This is a genomic window from Streptomyces roseirectus, assembly GCF_014489635.1.
GTDB classification, from domain to species: domain Bacteria; phylum Actinomycetota; class Actinomycetes; order Streptomycetales; family Streptomycetaceae; genus Streptomyces; species Streptomyces roseirectus.
In genome coordinates this window covers 4583098-4598953 of record NZ_CP060828.1, presented here as the reverse complement: position 1 = coordinate 4598953, position 15856 = coordinate 4583098, and the positions used below count along the sequence as shown (strand labels likewise).

21 protein-coding genes are annotated in these 15856 nt (G+C 70.8%); 13 read left to right on the top strand and 8 right to left on the bottom strand.

Annotation, left to right across the window (positions count from 1 at the left end; translation table 11 throughout):
- Positions 1–73: 73 nt before the first annotated feature.
- The 4 genes from IAG44_RS19045 (at position 74) to IAG44_RS19030 (ending at position 2401) form a co-directional block, all read left to right on the top strand.
- Complete coding sequence (locus tag IAG44_RS19045) at positions 74–721, top strand: hypothetical protein (protein WP_187748294.1); 648 nt, start codon at positions 74–76, stop codon at positions 719–721.
- A gap of 9 nt (positions 722–730) precedes the next feature.
- Positions 731–1414 (top strand): type 2 periplasmic-binding domain-containing protein, encoded by a 684-nt coding sequence (locus IAG44_RS19040; RefSeq protein ID WP_187748293.1) that lies wholly within the window; start codon positions 731–733, stop codon positions 1412–1414.
- 67 nt (positions 1415–1481) lie between these two features.
- Positions 1482–1850, top strand: coding sequence for a hypothetical protein (locus tag IAG44_RS19035; protein WP_187748292.1), 369 nt, complete (start codon positions 1482–1484; stop codon positions 1848–1850).
- Between the two features lie 32 nt (positions 1851–1882).
- Positions 1883–2401 (top strand): hypothetical protein, encoded by a 519-nt coding sequence (locus IAG44_RS19030; RefSeq protein ID WP_187748291.1) that lies wholly within the window; start codon positions 1883–1885, stop codon positions 2399–2401.
- A 66-nt stretch (positions 2402–2467) separates the two neighbouring features.
- On the opposite strand, the gene IAG44_RS19025 is transcribed toward IAG44_RS19030, so the two are convergent.
- Both IAG44_RS19025 and IAG44_RS19020 read right to left on the bottom strand, forming a co-directional pair.
- Positions 2468–3013 carry a hypothetical protein gene (locus IAG44_RS19025; RefSeq protein WP_187748290.1) on the bottom strand — a complete coding sequence of 182 codons (546 nt, stop codon included), beginning with the start codon at positions 3011–3013 and terminating at the stop codon, positions 2468–2470.
- Positions 3014–3111: 98 nt separating this feature from the next.
- Positions 3112–3687 carry a TerD family protein gene (locus IAG44_RS19020; RefSeq protein WP_187748289.1) on the bottom strand — a complete coding sequence of 192 codons (576 nt, stop codon included), beginning with the start codon at positions 3685–3687 and terminating at the stop codon, positions 3112–3114.
- 178 nt (positions 3688–3865) lie between these two features.
- On the opposite strand from IAG44_RS19020, the gene IAG44_RS19015 reads away from it, so the two are divergent.
- From IAG44_RS19015 to IAG44_RS19000, 4 genes are all read left to right on the top strand, one after another.
- Positions 3866–4255 carry a BlaI/MecI/CopY family transcriptional regulator gene (locus tag IAG44_RS19015; protein ID WP_187748288.1) on the top strand — a complete coding sequence of 130 codons (390 nt, stop codon included), beginning with the start codon at positions 3866–3868 and terminating at the stop codon, positions 4253–4255.
- A gap of 6 nt (positions 4256–4261) precedes the next feature.
- Entirely contained in the window at positions 4262–5194 is a 933-nt protein-coding gene (locus IAG44_RS19010; RefSeq protein WP_187748287.1) for a M56 family metallopeptidase, read from the top strand.
- Positions 5195–5475: 281 nt separating this feature from the next.
- On the top strand, positions 5476–6468 hold the full coding sequence (locus IAG44_RS19005) for a trypsin-like serine peptidase (protein ID WP_187748286.1): 993 nt from the start codon (positions 5476–5478) through the stop codon (positions 6466–6468).
- Positions 6469–6528: 60 nt separating this feature from the next.
- Positions 6529–6867: a hypothetical protein gene (locus IAG44_RS19000; RefSeq protein ID WP_187748285.1), complete on the top strand. Its 339-nt coding sequence runs from the start codon at positions 6529–6531 to the stop codon at positions 6865–6867.
- Here the strand turns inward: IAG44_RS19000 and IAG44_RS18995 are convergent.
- Entirely contained in the window at positions 6827–7339 is a 513-nt protein-coding gene (locus IAG44_RS18995) for an AAA family ATPase (protein WP_187748284.1), read from the bottom strand. The two genes, IAG44_RS19000 and IAG44_RS18995, sit on opposite strands and share 41 nt — an antisense overlap.
- A 66-nt stretch (positions 7340–7405) precedes the next feature.
- Positions 7406–7861, bottom strand: a complete 456-nt coding sequence (locus IAG44_RS18990; protein ID WP_187748283.1) for a tellurite resistance TerB family protein — start codon at positions 7859–7861, stop codon at positions 7406–7408.
- 163 nt (positions 7862–8024) lie between these two features.
- Between IAG44_RS18990 and IAG44_RS18985 the strand changes: the two genes are divergently transcribed.
- Together IAG44_RS18985 and IAG44_RS18980 are read left to right on the top strand one after the other, a co-directional pair.
- A complete protein-coding gene (locus tag IAG44_RS18985; RefSeq protein ID WP_187748282.1) occupies positions 8025–8456 on the top strand; it encodes an SRPBCC family protein in 432 nt (143 codons plus the stop codon).
- Positions 8457–8541: 85 nt separating this feature from the next.
- On the top strand, positions 8542–9174 hold the full coding sequence (locus IAG44_RS18980; protein WP_246561870.1) for a hypothetical protein: 633 nt from the start codon (positions 8542–8544) through the stop codon (positions 9172–9174).
- A gap of 16 nt (positions 9175–9190) precedes the next feature.
- Here the strand turns inward: IAG44_RS18980 and IAG44_RS18975 are convergent, their stop codons facing one another.
- A complete protein-coding gene (locus IAG44_RS18975) occupies positions 9191–9607 on the bottom strand; it encodes an SgcJ/EcaC family oxidoreductase (RefSeq protein WP_187748280.1) in 417 nt (138 codons plus the stop codon).
- Between the two features lie 131 nt (positions 9608–9738).
- Here IAG44_RS18975 and IAG44_RS18970 point away from each other — a divergent pair, with 131 nt between their 5' ends.
- Positions 9739–10770 carry a cytochrome c oxidase assembly protein gene (locus tag IAG44_RS18970; RefSeq protein WP_187748279.1) on the top strand — a complete coding sequence of 344 codons (1032 nt, stop codon included), beginning with the start codon at positions 9739–9741 and terminating at the stop codon, positions 10768–10770.
- An 84-nt stretch (positions 10771–10854) separates the two neighbouring features.
- On the opposite strand, the gene IAG44_RS18965 is transcribed toward IAG44_RS18970, so the two are convergent.
- Together IAG44_RS18965 and IAG44_RS18960 are read right to left on the bottom strand one after the other, a co-directional pair.
- A complete protein-coding gene (locus IAG44_RS18965; RefSeq protein ID WP_187748278.1) occupies positions 10855–11103 on the bottom strand; it encodes a twin-arginine translocase TatA/TatE family subunit in 249 nt (82 codons plus the stop codon).
- Between the two features lies 1 nt (position 11104).
- Positions 11105–12166 (bottom strand): sporulation protein, encoded by a 1062-nt coding sequence (locus IAG44_RS18960; RefSeq protein WP_187748277.1) that lies wholly within the window; start codon positions 12164–12166, stop codon positions 11105–11107.
- Between the two features lie 392 nt (positions 12167–12558).
- On the opposite strand from IAG44_RS18960, the gene IAG44_RS18955 reads away from it, so the two are divergent.
- Together IAG44_RS18955 and IAG44_RS18950 are read left to right on the top strand one after the other, a co-directional pair.
- Positions 12559–13878, top strand: a complete 1320-nt coding sequence (locus IAG44_RS18955; protein WP_187748276.1) for a hemolysin family protein — start codon at positions 12559–12561, stop codon at positions 13876–13878.
- The gene (locus tag IAG44_RS18950) at positions 13875–14894 is read left to right on the top strand and encodes a hemolysin family protein (protein ID WP_187748275.1); all 1020 of its coding nucleotides are present in this window, start codon (positions 13875–13877) and stop codon (positions 14892–14894) included. Before IAG44_RS18955 ends, IAG44_RS18950 begins: the two co-directional genes overlap by 4 nt.
- 85 nt (positions 14895–14979) lie before the next feature.
- Here IAG44_RS18950 and IAG44_RS18945 read toward each other — a convergent pair whose 3' ends face one another.
- Entirely contained in the window at positions 14980–15801 is an 822-nt protein-coding gene (locus IAG44_RS18945; protein ID WP_187748274.1) for a hypothetical protein, read from the bottom strand.
- Between the last annotated feature and the right edge of the window lie 55 nt (positions 15802–15856).

The window sequence follows — 15856 nt, the reverse complement described above, 5'->3', positions numbered from 1 at the left end:
GCCCCCGAAAGGTGAGTGGGGAACGGCCCGCCACGACGGTGGGCGGGCCCCTTCCCCCCCCATGGAGCGATCGATGGATCTCACGCGCTACGCAACCGCGTCCCCCAAAGGTCTCACCCGTACTACGGGTACCCTCGCGGCCCTCACCCTGGGCGCCTCCCTGCTGGCCGTCCCGCAGGCGCTCGCGGCGGACAGCCCGACGACCAGGCAGCTGCTGGACCAGTGCGGTACGCGCTCGGTCGACCTGTGCGAGTTCCACCCGCAGAAGTACTGGACGTACACCGGCCCCCGGCACCAGGTGGGCAGCACGGCCTACAACTGCGGCAGCCAGACCAACCAGCACCGCATCGACTGGGCGGACACCACCGGCACGACCAACTCGGTGGGCGTCTCGGTCACCGCGACCGCCGGCTTCTGGAAGGTCTACGAGGTGTCCGTCACCGCGACCTACGGCCACTCCTGGGAGGTCTCGCACACCGACACGGAGTCCAACACCCTGAACATCCCGGCCGGTTCGAAGGGGTGGATCGAGCGCGGCACCTCCAAGCAGCAGGCGGAGGGCTGGTACGAGCTCCACTTCCCCAAGAGGTACTACGGGCACTACATCTGGTACGTCAACAACTACAAGTCGTCCGGCTTCAACAAGGACAACCCCAAGGCCGGGTACGTCAACTTCAAGGACGCCAAGATGACCGCCGCCGAGCGCGGCGCCCACTGCTAGCCGCCCGCCGTGCGCTGCTCCACGACGCGTGCGCGCCACGCCCTCGCCGCCGGGTTCGCCGCGGTGCTGCTGCTCGCCGGCTGCGGCGCGGCGGGCGGTGACGGCACGACCTCGGTGGCCGCCGACCGCCCCGGCACGATCGTCCTCGGCACCGACGCCACCCCGCAGAGCCGGGCCGTGGCCGCCCTGTACGCCGCTGTCCTCACGGCGGCGGGGGAGCGGGTCGAGACGCCGGACGCCGCGTACGCCACCCCGGCCGACACCGTACGGGCCGTCGTGGCAGGCGAGTTGGGCCTCGCGCCCGCGTACGGGAGCACGCTGCTCAGTGTGCTGCCGGACGGGCAGCGCGTGCCCGGCGACCTCGCGGCGACGCTGAGCATGGCGCTGCCGCCGGGCACCGTCGCGCTGCCCCCGGCGGCGGCCGATGTACGGGTACTACGGGACGGGGACGGGGATGGAGGCGACGCGGCGCCCGGTGACTCGGGTAGCTCTGCGGACGTACCCCTCAAGGACCACGTGTTCCCGCTGGCCGAAGCCCCCGCGCTGGGCTCGGCCGCCCGCAAGGCCCTGGCCGGCCTCAACGCGCCCCTGACCACGCCGGAACTGGCGAAGCTCACGGCGCGGATCTCCGCAGGCGAGGACCCGGACGACACGGCCGAGGACTGGCTGCGGGCACGGGGCCTGCTGCGCTGAGCCCCTACTACCCGTAGTACCCCCCTGCACTACCCGTAGTACCTCCACAGACAGGTGACCGAAGACCATGCGTACTGCCCTGAACACGAAACGCAAGATCGCCGCAGGACTGCTGACCGTCGCCGCCGCGCTCGGCGGAGTCGCGTTCCCGGCGACGGCGAGCGCCGCGTCGGCGAACGCGCAGCTCAGGATCTGCAACGACAACGCCGCGGCCCTGAAGTTCTACCTCGTCGGCTACAACGACCATGGTGACTGGGGCGGTTCGCGCTTCTGGGACGTCCCGGCGCACGGCTGCACCACGGCCGCCGACTACTGGTGGCAGACGAACCGCTCGGTCGAGTTCCACTACGTGCGCACCGGCACGGGCTGGAACTGGAAGCAGCTGTACGTCCCGAAGGCAAAGAACGGGAGCACTCAGGAATACTCGGTGAGGTAAGTCCGATCTCTCCGAGAGGCGAACCCCCCACAGTGAAGAAAGTCTCCCTCCCCCACACCGGTGCGCGCATCGCGTCCCTGACCCTCCTCGTGGCGCTCGCGGGCGGCCTGGCCACGGCCACCCCCGCCCTGGCGGACACCCGTACCGCCCCGGCGGCCACCACCGTCGCCGCCGAACCGGCGCCGGTGCCCGTCGACTTCGCGGACCAGGCGACCAGTGCCCTGCCCACCGACGGCAAGAGCCACGAGTTCACCGTCACGTACGCGAACACCACCGCGTCCGACGTGATAGCCGCGCCCCAACTCCTGCTCGTGTCCCCGGACTCGGGCCCGTTCCTGAAGCCGGCCGACGTCAAACTTGAGGTCCGCAAGGCCGACGGCTGCTGGACGACGGTGACGCCGGGCAACCAGACCGGCACCCTCTACACCGACCTCACCACCGCGCAGCGCACGCTCGCCCCCGGCGAGACGCTGACCGAGGTGTACCGCCTGACCGTCAACTCCCCCGGAGCGGTCGGGACGGTGCAGCCGCGGGTGGTTCTCTACGGCTGAACCCCCCGAGGCTGAAACGAGCCGGAGCCGCCACAAGCAGGCTCCGGCTCGTCGCGTTCTCCCACCTCAACTGGCGGCTTGGCGACCCGAGTTGTCCCCCGAACCCGACAGGTACGGCACCAACCCCCGCTCCAGCAGCGCCCGTTTCCACTCCAGCCGAGCCTGCTCGACCTCGGCGGGCGAGGCGGGCCCACGGCGGTCGCGCACCGCCGTGCGCACCAGTGCCGCGACGGCGAGGAGGGTGCTGAGGACGGCGACGACGCCGAGCACCCAGCCGGCGGTGACCAGCGAGTCGGCCAACGAGGCGGAGACGTCGGCGAGTTGGAGGACGTACCCGGCGAGGAGGAGGAAGGCGGCCGACGTCGCGGAGACGATCGGCGTGAGGACGGCGAGTGCGGCGAGCGCGGTGCTCTGCGCGTCCGGCGTCCGGCTCGCGTCGCGCCGCAGGGCGACGTAGGCGGCGTACTCGGTGCCGGATGCGGCGATGATGACGTCGGCGTCGGCCAACGCCTGTTCCTTCAGGTCGCGTTGGCCCGTGCGGACGAGCGCGAGGCGCAGGGTCTCCTCGAAGTCCGCCCGGTCCTCGGGGCGGAGGTGGTGCGGGACGGCCATAGGGTCTCCCGGTGGTGGAAGAGGCGGAAGGGGGACCACCCGAGGGTGTTCCCTCAAGGTGATCCCCTCGGGGCGATCCCCGTACATCCGGCGGGTGTTCAGACGTTCACGCCGAAGTCGGCGGCGATGCCGCGCAGCCCGGAGGCGTAACCCTGGCCGACGGCGCGGAACTTCCACTCGGCGCCGTGGCGGTACAACTCGCCGAAGACCATGGCGGTTTCGGTGGAGGCGTCCTCGGAGAGGTCGTAGCGGGCGATCTCCTGGCCGCCCGCCTGGTTCACGACGCGGATGTAGGCGTTGCGGACCTGGCCGAAGCTCTGGCCGCGGTTGTCGGCGTCGTGGATGGAGACCGGGAAGACGATCTTGTCGATGTCGGCGGGGACCCCGGTGAGGTTGATCTTGATGGTCTCGTCGTCACCCTCGCCCTCACCGGTCAGGTTGTCGCCGGTGTGCTCGACGGAGCCGTCCGGGCTGGTGAGGTTGTTGTAGAAGACGAAGTGCGCGTCCGAGGCGACCTTCCCGGCCGCGTCCAGCAGCAGGGCGGAGGCGTCGAGGTCGTAGTCGGTGCCGGTGGTGGTGCGGACGTCCCAGCCCAGTCCGATCAGGACGGCGGTGAGGCCGGGCGCCTCCTTGCTGAGCGAGACGTTGCCGCCCTTGGACAGGGTTACTCCCACTGCGAACTCCTCCTCGGGGGGTAGGGGACGACCCGTAGGGGCCGTGAGAGGTGACCCGTAGAAGCCGCCTCCGGCTTTTAAATCTACATCACTGTAGAAACAAAAGTACTAGGGGTCCTGCGGGGAGGGGTGCGTCGATACGATGGGGTGATACCTGAGCGGGAGAGGAGAGAAGGGCGTGACGGATCACGAACAGCGCCCCCGGCGACGGGGCCAGGGCGAGCTGGAAGCGCTCGTCCTGGAGGCCCTGCGCGCCGCCGACGGCCCCGCGACGGCGGGCTGGGTCCAGGAACGCCTCGGCGGCGACCTGGCGTACACGACCGTCATCACCATCCTCACCCGCCTCCTGGAGAAGGGCGCCGTCACCCGCGAGCGCGCGGGCCGCTCCTTCGCCTGGACCCCCGCCTCCGACCAGGCCGGCCTGGCCGCGCGCAAGATGCGCAAGGTCCTGGACGGCGAACGCGACCGCGAGGCGGTGCTCGCCAGCTTCGTCACCGGGCTCGGCGCCGACGACGAACGGCTGCTGCGAGAACTGCTCGGCGAGGCCGGGAGCGAAGGGACGGACTGACGCCGTATGGGGTACTTCGTCTTCCTCCCCCTGGTCCTGCCCCTGACGGCCTGGCCGATAGCGCGCCTCGCCGAACAGCACCTCCACCCCCGCGCCGCGACCCGCCTCCTCACCGCGATGGCCGCCGTCATGGCCCTGTGCAGCACCGTCTGCCTCGCCCTGCTGATGGTCGTCGGCACGGCGCAGCTCCCGGGCAACCCCCTGCCCGACGGCTGGTCCGACCCCGAGGTCCGCGCCGCCGTCCCCTATGACGAGGTCGCGGGCAAGGCCGCCATCCCCGCCCTCATCGCCGTCGCCGCGGTCTGCGCTCGCACGGCCTGGCACCACTTCCGCCTGCGCCGCCGCGCCCACCGGGCCCTTACGGGTCTTCCCTCCACAGAGGTGGCGGTACTACGGGACGACACCCCGTACGCCTACGCCCTGCCCGGCGCCCGCCGTGACCGCATCGTCGTCACGACGGCACTGCTGAGCAGCCTCGATCCGGGCGAACGCCGGGCCCTGTTCGCGCACGAGCGCGCGCACCTCACCGCCCGGCACCACCGGTACCTGCTCACCGTCCAACTCGCCGCCCGCGCCAACCCGTTCCTGCGCCCCCTGGCAACCGCCGTCTCCTACACGGCGGAACGCTGGGCCGACGAGGACGCGGCGGCCGTCATCGGCAGCCGCCGCACCGTCGCGCGCGCCATCGGCAAGGCGGCGCTGCTCTCCCGGGGCGCCCCGGTCCCGGCCCTCGCCGGATTCGCCGCACCGGGCCCGATTCCCCGCCGGGTGGCGGCACTTCTGGGTCCCGCGCCCCTCGTGCGGCACTGGCCGTCCGTGTTCACGGGGGTGGGGCTCGCGGCGTGGGGGGCCGCCGCGGGGACGGCCGTGTCGGCGATGTCGTCGGCGAACTCGGCGGTGACGATGTTCGTCATCCTGCAAGCGGCGACCCCGCTGTGAAGCGCGTGTAGGGCACCGTTTCAACTCCCGTACACCTCTGCGCCGTAGGGCTTGGGTGATATCCGGCCCCTCTCGGCGAGCTGCCGGGATCCGTGCCGGACGCCGGGGCCGAGTGGAATGTGACGGAGCGTCATCAGTGGTGCGTCCAGGGTGTGTTGAGTTCTCCCGCCCGGGTCCTCATGGGTGATATCCGGACCCTGTACCTCGATGGGACCGTTGACAGGGGTTGCCCGGAGTTTGGAGGCTTGCGTGGACATGCCACTGGATGGGGAGGGTGTCACGTGTTACGCAAGCGCTGTAGATACATACTCGCGGTCGGCGTCGCCTTCGGACTCGCGTTCGCGCCGTCGACCGTCATCGCGGCCGAAGGGCAGGCCACGACGGCCGCCTCGACGGCCGTGGAGCACCGCGTTTCGCCGGGCGCGCAGGCGCTGACGGGGACGTACTGGACGCCGGAGCGCATGGCGGCGGCCGTACCGCCCAAGGCAGTTGGGAACTCGGCGGTCCCCGAGAGCGTCATCGAGGAGGCGGTCGGCGGGGCTACCACCGGGTCAGAACCGGTCGCGGGCAAGGGAGTCGGGGTCGCACCGGGCGGGGCGAAGCTGAAGGTCTCCGCGACCCAGGTCGTGGGCAAGGTGTTCTACCGGGGCTCCGACGGCATCGACTACGTGTGCTCGGGGTCGGCCGTCAACTCCACCAACAAGAACATGGTGTTCACGGCGGGGCACTGCGTCCACGGCGGTCCCGGTCAAGGCTGGGCGTCCAACTGGCAGTTCGTGCCGTACTACGACCACGGCAGCCGGCCGTACGGGACGTGGTGGGCCGAGACGCTGGTCGCGTTCAACGGGTGGGTCAACAGCGGCAACTTCGGCTACGACGTCGGCATCGTCATCACCTCGCCGAACTCGTCCGGTGAACTCGTCAATTCCGTGGGCGGGTTGGGGATCCAGTGGAACTACCCCAAGAACCGCTTCATGGTCGCCATGGGGTACCCGGCGGCCGGAGCCTTCGACGGCCAGTGGCAGTACTTCTGCTCCGCGACCACCTCGCAGCGCAGTTCCTCCATCACCGACCAGATCAAGATGCCGTGCAACATGACCGGCGGTTCCAGCGGCGGGCCCTGGATCTTCGGCAAGGACGACAACGTCTACTGGAGCGGCTACGTCAACGGCGTGAACAGCAACACCGAACGCCGTGACAACCCGACCGAGATGCGCTCGCCGTACTTCGCCACCTGGGTCGGCGACGCCTTCAACACGTACTCTTCCTACTGACGTTCACGCGCCATCCGGCGTCCGGCCCCGGTCGGACGTACGACGTGGAGGGGCCAACTCATGCCTGGATCCTTACGAGTTCGGCTCGCCGTCAGCATCGGCGTGCTGGCCTGCGCGCTGGTCGCCTGCGGCACGGACGAGAGCGGCGAGGGCGGCACCAGTACTCCGCCGACGGGCGTCTCGGGCACCGGCGCCGAGGCGACCCCGACCGCCGGTTCCGGCCCGGAGGACGGCGACGACACCGGCACCGCCTCGTGCGGCCCCTCCACGTCCACCACCCCCGACGCCTCGGGCGCGTCCGGCACTGCCGCCCCCGGCGACAGCCAGACCCACAGCCAGGACCCCGACGACAACTGCGTCATCGACAGCGGCGTCCCGAGCATGCCGGTGGATCCGTGAGTGCTTCGAGCCGCCGCGCGACGACCTCCACGGGCGCCGTCGCATCGATCTCGACGGTCGCCGATTCCCGGAGCAAGGGCTCGACCTCTCTCAAGTAGCCCAGGATCTCGGCCTGTTCGCCGGCCTGCTTGCCGTAGGGGTTGTTCGTGCGGGCGGCGATCCGCGCGAGCAGCACCTCGGCGGGGGCGCTGAGCAGGGCGACGTGGTCGAACTGGGCATAGAAACGGCCCTGGTTGCTCTTGCAGCCCGCGACGAAGAGATGGCCCGTTCCCTGGCCCGTTTCATGGCCGGCCAGCAGATCGGTGAGGGCCTGCTCGCGCCAGACCCAGTCACGGGTGCCGTCGGGGAGCGTGACCCAGCGGCTCCAGACGTCCGTGTCGGTGTCGATCGCGCGGTGTCCCCGGTGGCGCAGCCACTCGACCGCCGTCGACTTGCCGGTACCGGACATGCCGGTGATGAGGATCTTCGTCATGGCCCCGTAGTACCTCCGTAGCACCGGACCCTGTCATACCCGTGGCCCGGTGCCCGGAAGGCGTGCTCAGAGGTCGAACTCGTGCGGCGGCAGATCGAGGGTGTAGCACGCCTCGCGGACGACCGCCTGCTCGTCCTTGTCGAAGTCGCCGTCGGCGCCGCCGATGACGATGCCGATCTGGATGACGGCGCGGGCCTCGGCCGGCTTCTTCTTGGCCTTGGCGATCTCCTGGAGGACGCTGACCTTGCCGAAGTCGAAGTCGGTGGTGAGCCTGGTGAGGTTCTCCTCGAACCGCCGGCGCAGATCGTCCGCCGGGAAGTTCGCCAACACCTCGTTGTTCGCGATGAGTTGGGCGACCCGCTGACGCTCCGCCGGGTCGATGTGGCCGTCCGCCGCCGCGACCAGCGCGCACATGGCCATGCTCGCGTCCCGGAACGCCCCGCTCTTGAGGTCGTTCTTCTTCGCGACCAACTGCGTCTGCATCTGCGATGCGGAGTCCTTGATGCGGTCCCACAGGGCCATGAACACTCCAAAAACCAGGGGCGCCCGCTCCCGGCCGCCCTACCGTTGCCTGACTACATCTTCTACAGGAACGTAGAAGTTAATCCGTCGGTTCCCGGCCATGTCCGGTTTCCCGGCCGATTCCTTCAAGACCCCGGCCCCGCCCGGTCGCTACGTTCGACGCATGACCGACACCGAGACGCTGCACCTGACCGTCCGCATCGCCCGTCCCGCCGCGTTCGTCTACCGCTACACCGCCGAGCCCACCCACCTCCCCGCCTGGGCCCACGGCCTCGGCGACACCGTCGAACAGGTGGACGGCGCCTGGGTCGCCCACTCCGGCCTCCTCGGCCGTGTCACCGTCACCTTCACCCCCGAGAACGACCTCGGCGTCCTCGACCACTACGTGACCTTCCCTACGGGAGAGACCGTCCACAACCCCATCAGGGTCATCCCCTACGGGGACGACCGGTGCGAACTCGTCTTCACCCTGCGCCGCCCACCAGGCACCACCGACGCCGAGTTCGCCAAGGACGCCGAGACGGTCGCCGCCGACCTGGCCCGCCTCAGGGACCTGCTGGAGAACGAGGGGCCGCGGGACCGGCCCCGGGAATGAGCCCGCATACTCACGACAACGCGGGACACGGCACCTATCGTGAGTCCCGCCTGTCACGGGGGAGGTCCACATGCCGGAAGGAAACATGAGGAAGGGCGCTGCGGCGGCGGCCTTGATCGCCGTCACCGCACTGACGCTCGGCGCGTGCGGCAAGGAGCACGCGACGGCGGGGGAGTCCGGAGGTACGTCGGCCGTAGGGGCTACTCCGTCCTCTCGTACCCCTGATACCCCTAGCACCCCTAGTACTCCCGGCCCCACCCCCACCACCCCTCCGGCCCCCGCCTACGTGGAGCCCGGCTCCCACGACGGCGCACCCCACTACCGCGAGAACAACGGCTTCCGCATCGCCGGCGAGATGTCCCCCGCGAGCGAGAAGGACGCCCAGCGCGAGGCCGCCCGCATCGAGCCCGTCCTCAAGGGCCTGTGGCAGGAGAAGAAGTGGGACCCCCGGTCGGTCCTCGCGGCGATGCTCCAACTCGGGTACAAGGAGCAGCACTTCGACGCGAAGGGCAACTCCCTCGGCGGCACCCTCCAGGTCAAGCCGATGAACTCCCGCTACGACAACGGCCGGTACGTCACCCCCGAGGGCGCGCGGATCGGCCTGCGCGTCCACGACGACGCCTGCGTCACCGCGTTCGTCCAGCGGACCAACTTCCAGGTGTCGGCCAACGGCCCCTACCCGGAGGGCGGTTGCTTCGAGCCCCAGGGCGGCCACTGACCCTGACCCTGCCGGCCTAACCGGCCTGCACCTGGGTGTTCTGGCAGGCGTGCAGCAGCCACTTCCCGTCGCCCCGCTTCGTCATGACGTAGAGCGGGGCGCCCTCGCTCTCCTCCTCCGCCGAGCGGTACACCTGCCGGACCTTGACCGCCGCGACGTCGGGCCGCAGGAACTGTATGTGCACGGGCTCGTAGGTGACTTCGCCCTCCCAGTTCGCCGCGGGCAGCACGGCGCGCGTGAACTCGGCGATCGCGTCGAGCCCGATGAGCACCTTGCCGTGCCCGGTCGTCCAGAGGGCGTCGGGATGGAACAGCGCGAGGAACCCTTCCGGGTCCTTGGCGCGCTGGGTCCGCTGGACGGTGGCGACGATCTCCTTGATGGCCTGGATGTCGGCGGCTTCGGTGCCTGTCGTCTCTGTCGTCTCTGTCGTCATGCCGCTCATCCTGCGACCTCAAGCAAAGTCGAGGTCAAGGGCGGGTAGTCGGCTTCCCTCCCTCGTGCGTCGTACCTCGGAGCCAGTACTAGCGTCCTACCTCGAAGCAATACCTGAGAGGTACGACCCTGATGAGCGCCCTGCCCGCCCCCACCCCCGTCCACTTCCTCACAGCATGGCAGCTCGACGTCCCGGCGCTGCTGCTGATCGCCCTGCTGGGCGGGGCCTACGGGTGGGGCGTGGTGCGGCTGCGGGGGCGGTGGCCGCTCGTGCGGACGGCAGCGTTCGCGGTCCTCGGCCTCGGCACGCTCCTGGTCGCCACGATGTCCGGCCTCGCCGTCTACGACCACGTCCTGTTCTGGCCCGCCGCCGTCCAGAACATCCTGCTGGACCTGGTCGCCCCGCTGGGCCTCGCGCTCGGCGACCCCCTGGGGCTGGCGCTGGCGGCGCTCCCGGAGCGGGGCGCGGGCCGGGTCCGGCGGGCGATGACCGGGCGGGCCGTCCGCGCGTTGACGTTCCCCCTCGTCAGCACCGCCCTCGTCCTGCTCACCGAGCTGACCGTCTACTTCACCCCGTACTTCTCGACCGCCCTGCGCGACGGCTGGCTCCACGAGCTGATGTACCTCAACCTGCTCGCCGCCGGCTGCCTCTTCGTCATACCCGTACTCACCAAGGAGGAGACCCTGCCTTCCTGGTGCACCCATCCCGTAAGGGCCGCCCTGGTCTTCCTCGACGGTGTCATCGACGCCGTACCGGGCCTCGTCGTCATGACGCACGGCTCCCTCATCGCGGGCGCCTGGTACCTCCACCACCACCCCGACTGGGCCCCCGGGGTCTCCTACGATCAGCAGCTCGGCGGCGGCCTCATGCTGAGCATCGCCGAACTCGTCGCCCTGCCCTTCCTGTTGGCGATCCTCGTCCAGTGGGCCCGCACGGAGCGGGTCCAGGCGGCGGCGCTCGACCGCCGCCTCGACGCGGAACAGGCGGCCAGGGCGGAGCGGGCGGCACGATCGGCGCAGGCCGCCGACGCCGGTCGGCCCGGCGGGGCGGCCGGTCCCTCCGAAGAGCCGGACCGGGTACGCCCCTGGTGGGAGACAGAGCAGAACGAGGTCGCGTCGAGGCTCCGCCGTCAGCATGGAGATGGGCGAGGCGCGGGCGACTGAAGTGCTGGAGACGGAGGCGCCGGCCGGGGTGTCCGGCGGCCGAAGTACTACGGGTACGCCCCCAGAAGTACTACGGGTACCGCCTCAGGACGCCGCCCGCTGGTCCGGCTCCGGCGGCACCTCCCCGCGCCGCACCGCCTCCCCCCGCACGATCCGAGGCGCCCCCTCACCCTCCTGGGTGACCTGAGCCCCCTCCTCCTTCGCGGCCCGCGCCTCCGCCTTGAGGATCCGCGCCGACTTCCCCGCCGAGCGCGCCAGGTCGGGCAGTTTCTTCGCGGCCAGGACGGCTATGACGACGATCAGGATGACGGCCAGCTCGCTGAGCCCGAACATGTCAGTCCTCGCCCTCTTCGTCGTCGCCCTCGAAGAAGTCGCCGATCTCGTCGACGACCTCCGCCGCGACCATCCCGCCCACGACACCGACCGCGAGCCCGGCCGCCCCGGCCGCGACCGCCGTCCCCACACCGGGACCGGAACGCCGGTGCTCCTCGTGACCGGCGCCGCCGTGCCCGTACGTGTCGTGCTTGCCGGGGTCCCCGTACGACCCGTACGCCCCCTGGCCCCCGTACGACCCGTAGCCCTCAGGTCCCCCTTGCCCCGCGTACCCCTGGGCCCCGTACCCGTACGACCCCCGGTGCTCCGCGAGCTGCCGGACCCACCCCTCGACCTCGGCGTTCCAGTCCCGTACGTCCTGGTGCCCGATCACATGGCGGCCGAGGACGTCGGAGGAGCCGGCCGAGTAACCCTCGCGTCGGTCGGCCTCAAGGACCACCTCGACACCGGAGGGCCCGGCGAGGAAGGTCACCTCGATCTCCTCGAAGGCGCCCGCGTACTGCGGCGGGGGCGTGATCTCGATCTCCTGGTAGAAGGGGAGCTGCTGCCCCGTGCCGCCGATCCGCCCGTACTCCAGGTCGGCGGAGCGGAACCCGAAGCCGAGCTGCCCGAACGCCTCCAGGACGGCCTCCTGGGCGGGCAGCGGCGTGACGGTGAGCTGGTCGAGGTCGCCCTTGTCCTTGGCGCCGGACACCGCCAGCTCGGTCCGTACCCCCAGAACGACCCCTAGGGGCTGCCCGTACAACTCGGTGACCGGGGTCTCCCAGGGCAGCGTCAGGGTGAAGGGCACGCTGCGGGTCTCCCCCTCGGCGAGCCGGAAGCCGCCGCCGGCCACGGTCCGGTCGAAGACGACGACGCCGTCGCTCTCGCCCTCCTCGTGCTCCACCTCCACCCGTGCGACGAGTTCGAGCGTGAGGTGGTCGACGTCGAAGTCGGCGCTGCCGCCCTTGAGGTGGATCTGACCGGAAAGGGCCCCGCCGGGACGGACGGGACCCGGGTCGAGGACCGTGTCGACCGTGGGGCCGCCCACTCCGAGCGAGCCGAGCAGTCGCTTGAACACCATCGTGGCGTCCACTCCTTCTTCACGGGCCGGAACGCGCGAGTTCTTCACACGTGAGCCTTCTACATTCGCGTAGAAGCAGCATAGGGTCGGTGGTGCGGGGCGCGGCGGACACTTCGCGCCCGCGTGCCGGGAACGGCCGAAAACGGTCGCTCCGTGTCTCCGCGCGCGCAGGTGGGGCCGGTCCTCCGCCAGGCGCGGGAACCGGGTCTCGGCCACAATCGTTGCCAAGGTGAACGTCCCGAGTGAACGTTTCTGTGAACACCTCTGCGATCAAGGAGTGAACGCGTGTCCGCCAGATCGACGGACTCCCCGGGGCACAGTCCCCGACCATCCCGCCAGAACCTGAGTACTACGGGTCTCACTGACCGCGGCGCCCGGCGGGGTGGTGTCCGATGAGCGCCGCTGAAGCATGGCTCGGCCTGCTGGCCGTCCTGCTCCTCACCCTCGGGACCGGGTACTTCGTCGCCCAGGAGTTCGCCTACGTCTCCGTCGACCGCCTGGCTCTCGCGAGGGACGCCGAGAACGGGGACCGGAGAGCTACCCGCGCGCTGAAGGTGCTGGAACGGCTCTCCTTCATGCTCTCCGGCGCCCAGCTCGGCATCACGGTCACCGGTCTGGTCGTCGGCTTCATCGCCGAACCCTCGGTGTCCGCGCTGCTGAAACCGCTGCTGACCGACGTCGGCGTCCCCGAGGGCGCGGTCGGCGGCATCTCGGTCGTTCTCGCCTTCGTGCTCGCGACCGTCGTCCAGATGGTGATCGGCGAGCTGGCGCCGAAGAACCTCGCCATCGCGGTGCCCGAACGGCTCGCGAAGGCGCTGGCCGGCTCGACCCTGACGTACCTGAAGGTCGTCGGCCCCGTGGTGCGTGTCTTCGACGGCGCCGCCAACAAACTGCTGCGCAAGGTCGGCATCGAGCCGGTGGAGGAGCTTCACCACGGCGCGACCCTGGAGGAGCTGGGCCATCTCATCGGAGAGTCCAGGGAACAGGGCGAGTTGCCCGGCGCGACCGCCCAACTCCTCGACCACGCCCTGGAGTTCTCCGAGCGCACGCTCGACGAGGTGATGGTCCCGCGCGCCGACGCCGTCTTCGTCCGCAAGGACGCGACCCTCGCCGAGGCGGTCGAACTCGTCGCCAAGCACGGCCACTCCAACTACCCGGTGCTCGGCGACCACCCCGACGACGTCGCGGGCGTGCTGGGCGTACGGGAGCTGATGGCCCTGCCCGCAGGGGAGTTCGGCACGACGGACGCGGGGACGGCCGCCCGCCGCCCGCTGCTCCTGCCGGACACGCTTCCGCTTCCCGATGCCGTCGAGCAGATGCGCACGGGCGACGACGAGTTCGCGGTCGTCCTCGACGAACACGGCGGTGTCGCGGGCATCGTCACCTACGAGGACATCGCGGAGGAACTGGTCGGCGACATCGCCGACGAGAGCGACCGCATCACCGAGATCGCCGTCCCGGACGGCACCGGCTGGCTCGTCGACGCGGGCCGCCGCCTCGACGAGGTCGCCGAGGCCACCGGCGTCCACCTCCCCGAGGAGGAGGACTACGACACCGTCGCGGGTCTGATCGTCGACCGGCTGGGCCGCTTCCCGACGGTCGGGGACAGCCTGAACATCGCGTTGGCGGACGGGAGTTCGGTGACCGTCGACGTCCGTACGCTCGACCGGCACGTGCCCGAGCGGGTCCGTCTGGAGGTGCGCTCCGCATGAGTTTCCCGATGGCGCTCTTCGTGACCCTGGTGTTGCTCGTGGGCAGCGGCTTCTTCGTCGCCGCCGAATTCGCGCTGGTGGCGGCCAAACGCCACCGCATGGAGAAGGCGGCGGCGGAAGGGAAACGTGGCGCGGGCGCGGCCCTGGCGGGCATGCGGGAATTGTCGTTGATGCTGGCGGGCGCCCAACTGGGCATCACCGTGTGCACGTTGGGACTCGGCTCGGTGTCGAAACCGGCGATCTCCCACGAACTCGATCCGCTCCTGCACGACTTGGGCCTGCCGAGCGCGCTCAGCTACGGCGTCGCGTTCGCCGTGGCGATGATCCTGGTCGTCTTCCTGCACATGGTCGTCGGCGAAATGGCCCCGAAATCCTGGGCGATCGCCCACCCCGAGCGCTCGGCGATGCTGCTGTCCCCGGTGTTCCGGGCCGTGGTGAAGGCCGTCCGCCCGCTGATCCGCGTCCTCAACGCGATGAGCAACGCACTGGTCCGGCTGTGCCGGGTCACCCCGCGCGACGAGCTGGCCTCGGTCCACAACCGGGAGCAACTGGCCCACCTGGTCGAGGAGTCGGAACGGCTCGGCCTGATCAGCAAGGACGACTCCGAGCTGATCACCAACTCCCTGACGGAGCCTCAGGTCCCGGTCGTGGAACTCCAGGTGCCCGCCGACCGCATCACCTCGGTCCCGGCGGACGCGGGCGTCGAGGCGATCCTCGCCCTCACCACCGCCCACGACCGCAGCCGCCTCCTGGTGCGCGACGGCGACACGGTCGTCGGCTCGGTGCACGCCCGTGACGCCCTGGTCGCCCGCTCCCGCCACCGCGCGACCACCGCGCGCGACCTCTCCCGCCCGGTCCCCGAACTGGCCCCCGGGCACACCGTCGCCGAGGCGATCGAACAACTCCGGCGCCGCCGGGCGACGTTGGCGGTCGTCCGGGACGCGCAGGGCAGGCTCACGGGGCTGGTCACCCTGGACGACCTGCTGGCGCGGCTGCTGCATCCGCAGGCCGGGTGAACCCGGGCGAGGGTGCCTGAACTGGAAGTCCCCTACTGGGAACGGCAGTTCGGGCGCCCTCAACTCCCCTGCGGCTGGCGTCGGTTCAGGTGTTCGCCGCGCGTACCTGCGGCACCGCCTCCGTGAGGACGCGCGCGTACTCGGCGAGGCGATGGGTCAACTCGTCGAAGAGGGCGTCGAGTCGGTCGTACTCGGCGATCTCGGCGGGAGCCCAGGGGCCCTCCTTCTCCTCCAGTTCGTCGATCCGGTTCCGGGCCGTGGCCGACTCGGCGACCGCGGCGAACGCGTTCTTCAGCCGGGAGGCGGACGGCTCAGGCGTGCGGGCGAGGAGACGGTCCGCCTCCTCGGCGGCGGGGAGGGCCGGCATGCGGTGCTCGACCCAGAGGTCCCCCCACAGGCGCCGCCCCTCCGGCTCCCCGGTGTCGGGACTGACAAGGACGTCCAACTCCAGGAAACGGTCCGCCTGTTCGTCGTCATCGTCGTGCCGGGACGGGGGCGTGACCTCCTCCTCGAAGGGCACCGTGCGCGGGGTGACCGCCGCCCAGTCCGCGTGCGTCAACGGCGTCCCCAGCGCGGCCGAACGCCACGCCGCCACGGCCGCGTCGACCCACCAGCACGCGAAGTCCCGCGCCGCGTCGCCGTATCCCTTCGCGCTGTCCAGCGTGAGCTTCCACCGCACCTCGTCCAGCACGGCCTCGGCCTCGAACGGAGAGAACGTCTTCCCCGCGGACTGCGCCCGCTTGATGCGCCCCTCGTTCAGCTCGCTCAACTCCGCCAACTTCCGCTCCACGCCCTCCCATTCCCCCAGCAGCACCCCCACCGCCCGCCCCATCGCCGCGAGCCTGCCGTCCACCTCCCGCGCCGCCATCACCCTCGACGGATCCGACGCCTCCGCACGATCATCCATGGCCGAACTCCCGCGAGACCGGTGAACTTCCTGCGCCCGCAACGGTAGGGCGGCG

Bases quoted from the DNA above. Each gene is read 5' to 3' on its own strand.
- IAG44_RS18975 (WP_187748280.1), bottom strand. From the start codon at position 9,607: ATGACGACAGAGACGACAGAGACGACAGGCACCGAAGCCGCCGACATC.
- IAG44_RS18995 (WP_187748284.1), bottom strand. From the start codon at position 7,339: ATGACGAAGATCCTCATCACCGGCATGTCCGGTACCGGCAAGTCGACG.
- IAG44_RS18960 (WP_187748277.1), bottom strand. From the start codon at position 12,166: ATGGTGTTCAAGCGACTGCTCGGCTCGCTCGGAGTGGGCGGCCCCACG.
- IAG44_RS18980 (WP_246561870.1), top strand. From the start codon at position 8,542: ATGAGGAAGGGCGCTGCGGCGGCGGCCTTGATCGCCGTCACCGCACTG.
- IAG44_RS18965 (WP_187748278.1), bottom strand. From the start codon at position 11,103: ATGTTCGGGCTCAGCGAGCTGGCCGTCATCCTGATCGTCGTCATAGCC.
- IAG44_RS18950 (WP_187748275.1), top strand. From the start codon at position 13,875: ATGAGTTTCCCGATGGCGCTCTTCGTGACCCTGGTGTTGCTCGTGGGC.
- IAG44_RS18985 (WP_187748282.1), top strand. From the start codon at position 8,025: ATGACCGACACCGAGACGCTGCACCTGACCGTCCGCATCGCCCGTCCC.
- IAG44_RS18945 (WP_187748274.1), bottom strand. From the start codon at position 15,801: ATGGATGATCGTGCGGAGGCGTCGGATCCGTCGAGGGTGATGGCGGCG.
- IAG44_RS19045 (WP_187748294.1), top strand. From the start codon at position 74: ATGGATCTCACGCGCTACGCAACCGCGTCCCCCAAAGGTCTCACCCGT.
- IAG44_RS19000 (WP_187748285.1), top strand. From the start codon at position 6,529: ATGCCTGGATCCTTACGAGTTCGGCTCGCCGTCAGCATCGGCGTGCTG.
- IAG44_RS19035 (WP_187748292.1), top strand. From the start codon at position 1,482: ATGCGTACTGCCCTGAACACGAAACGCAAGATCGCCGCAGGACTGCTG.
- IAG44_RS18970 (WP_187748279.1), top strand. From the start codon at position 9,739: ATGAGCGCCCTGCCCGCCCCCACCCCCGTCCACTTCCTCACAGCATGG.
- IAG44_RS19025 (WP_187748290.1), bottom strand. From the start codon at position 3,013: ATGGCCGTCCCGCACCACCTCCGCCCCGAGGACCGGGCGGACTTCGAG.
- IAG44_RS18990 (WP_187748283.1), bottom strand. From the start codon at position 7,861: ATGGCCCTGTGGGACCGCATCAAGGACTCCGCATCGCAGATGCAGACG.
- IAG44_RS19010 (WP_187748287.1), top strand. From the start codon at position 4,262: ATGGGGTACTTCGTCTTCCTCCCCCTGGTCCTGCCCCTGACGGCCTGG.
- IAG44_RS18955 (WP_187748276.1), top strand. From the start codon at position 12,559: ATGAGCGCCGCTGAAGCATGGCTCGGCCTGCTGGCCGTCCTGCTCCTC.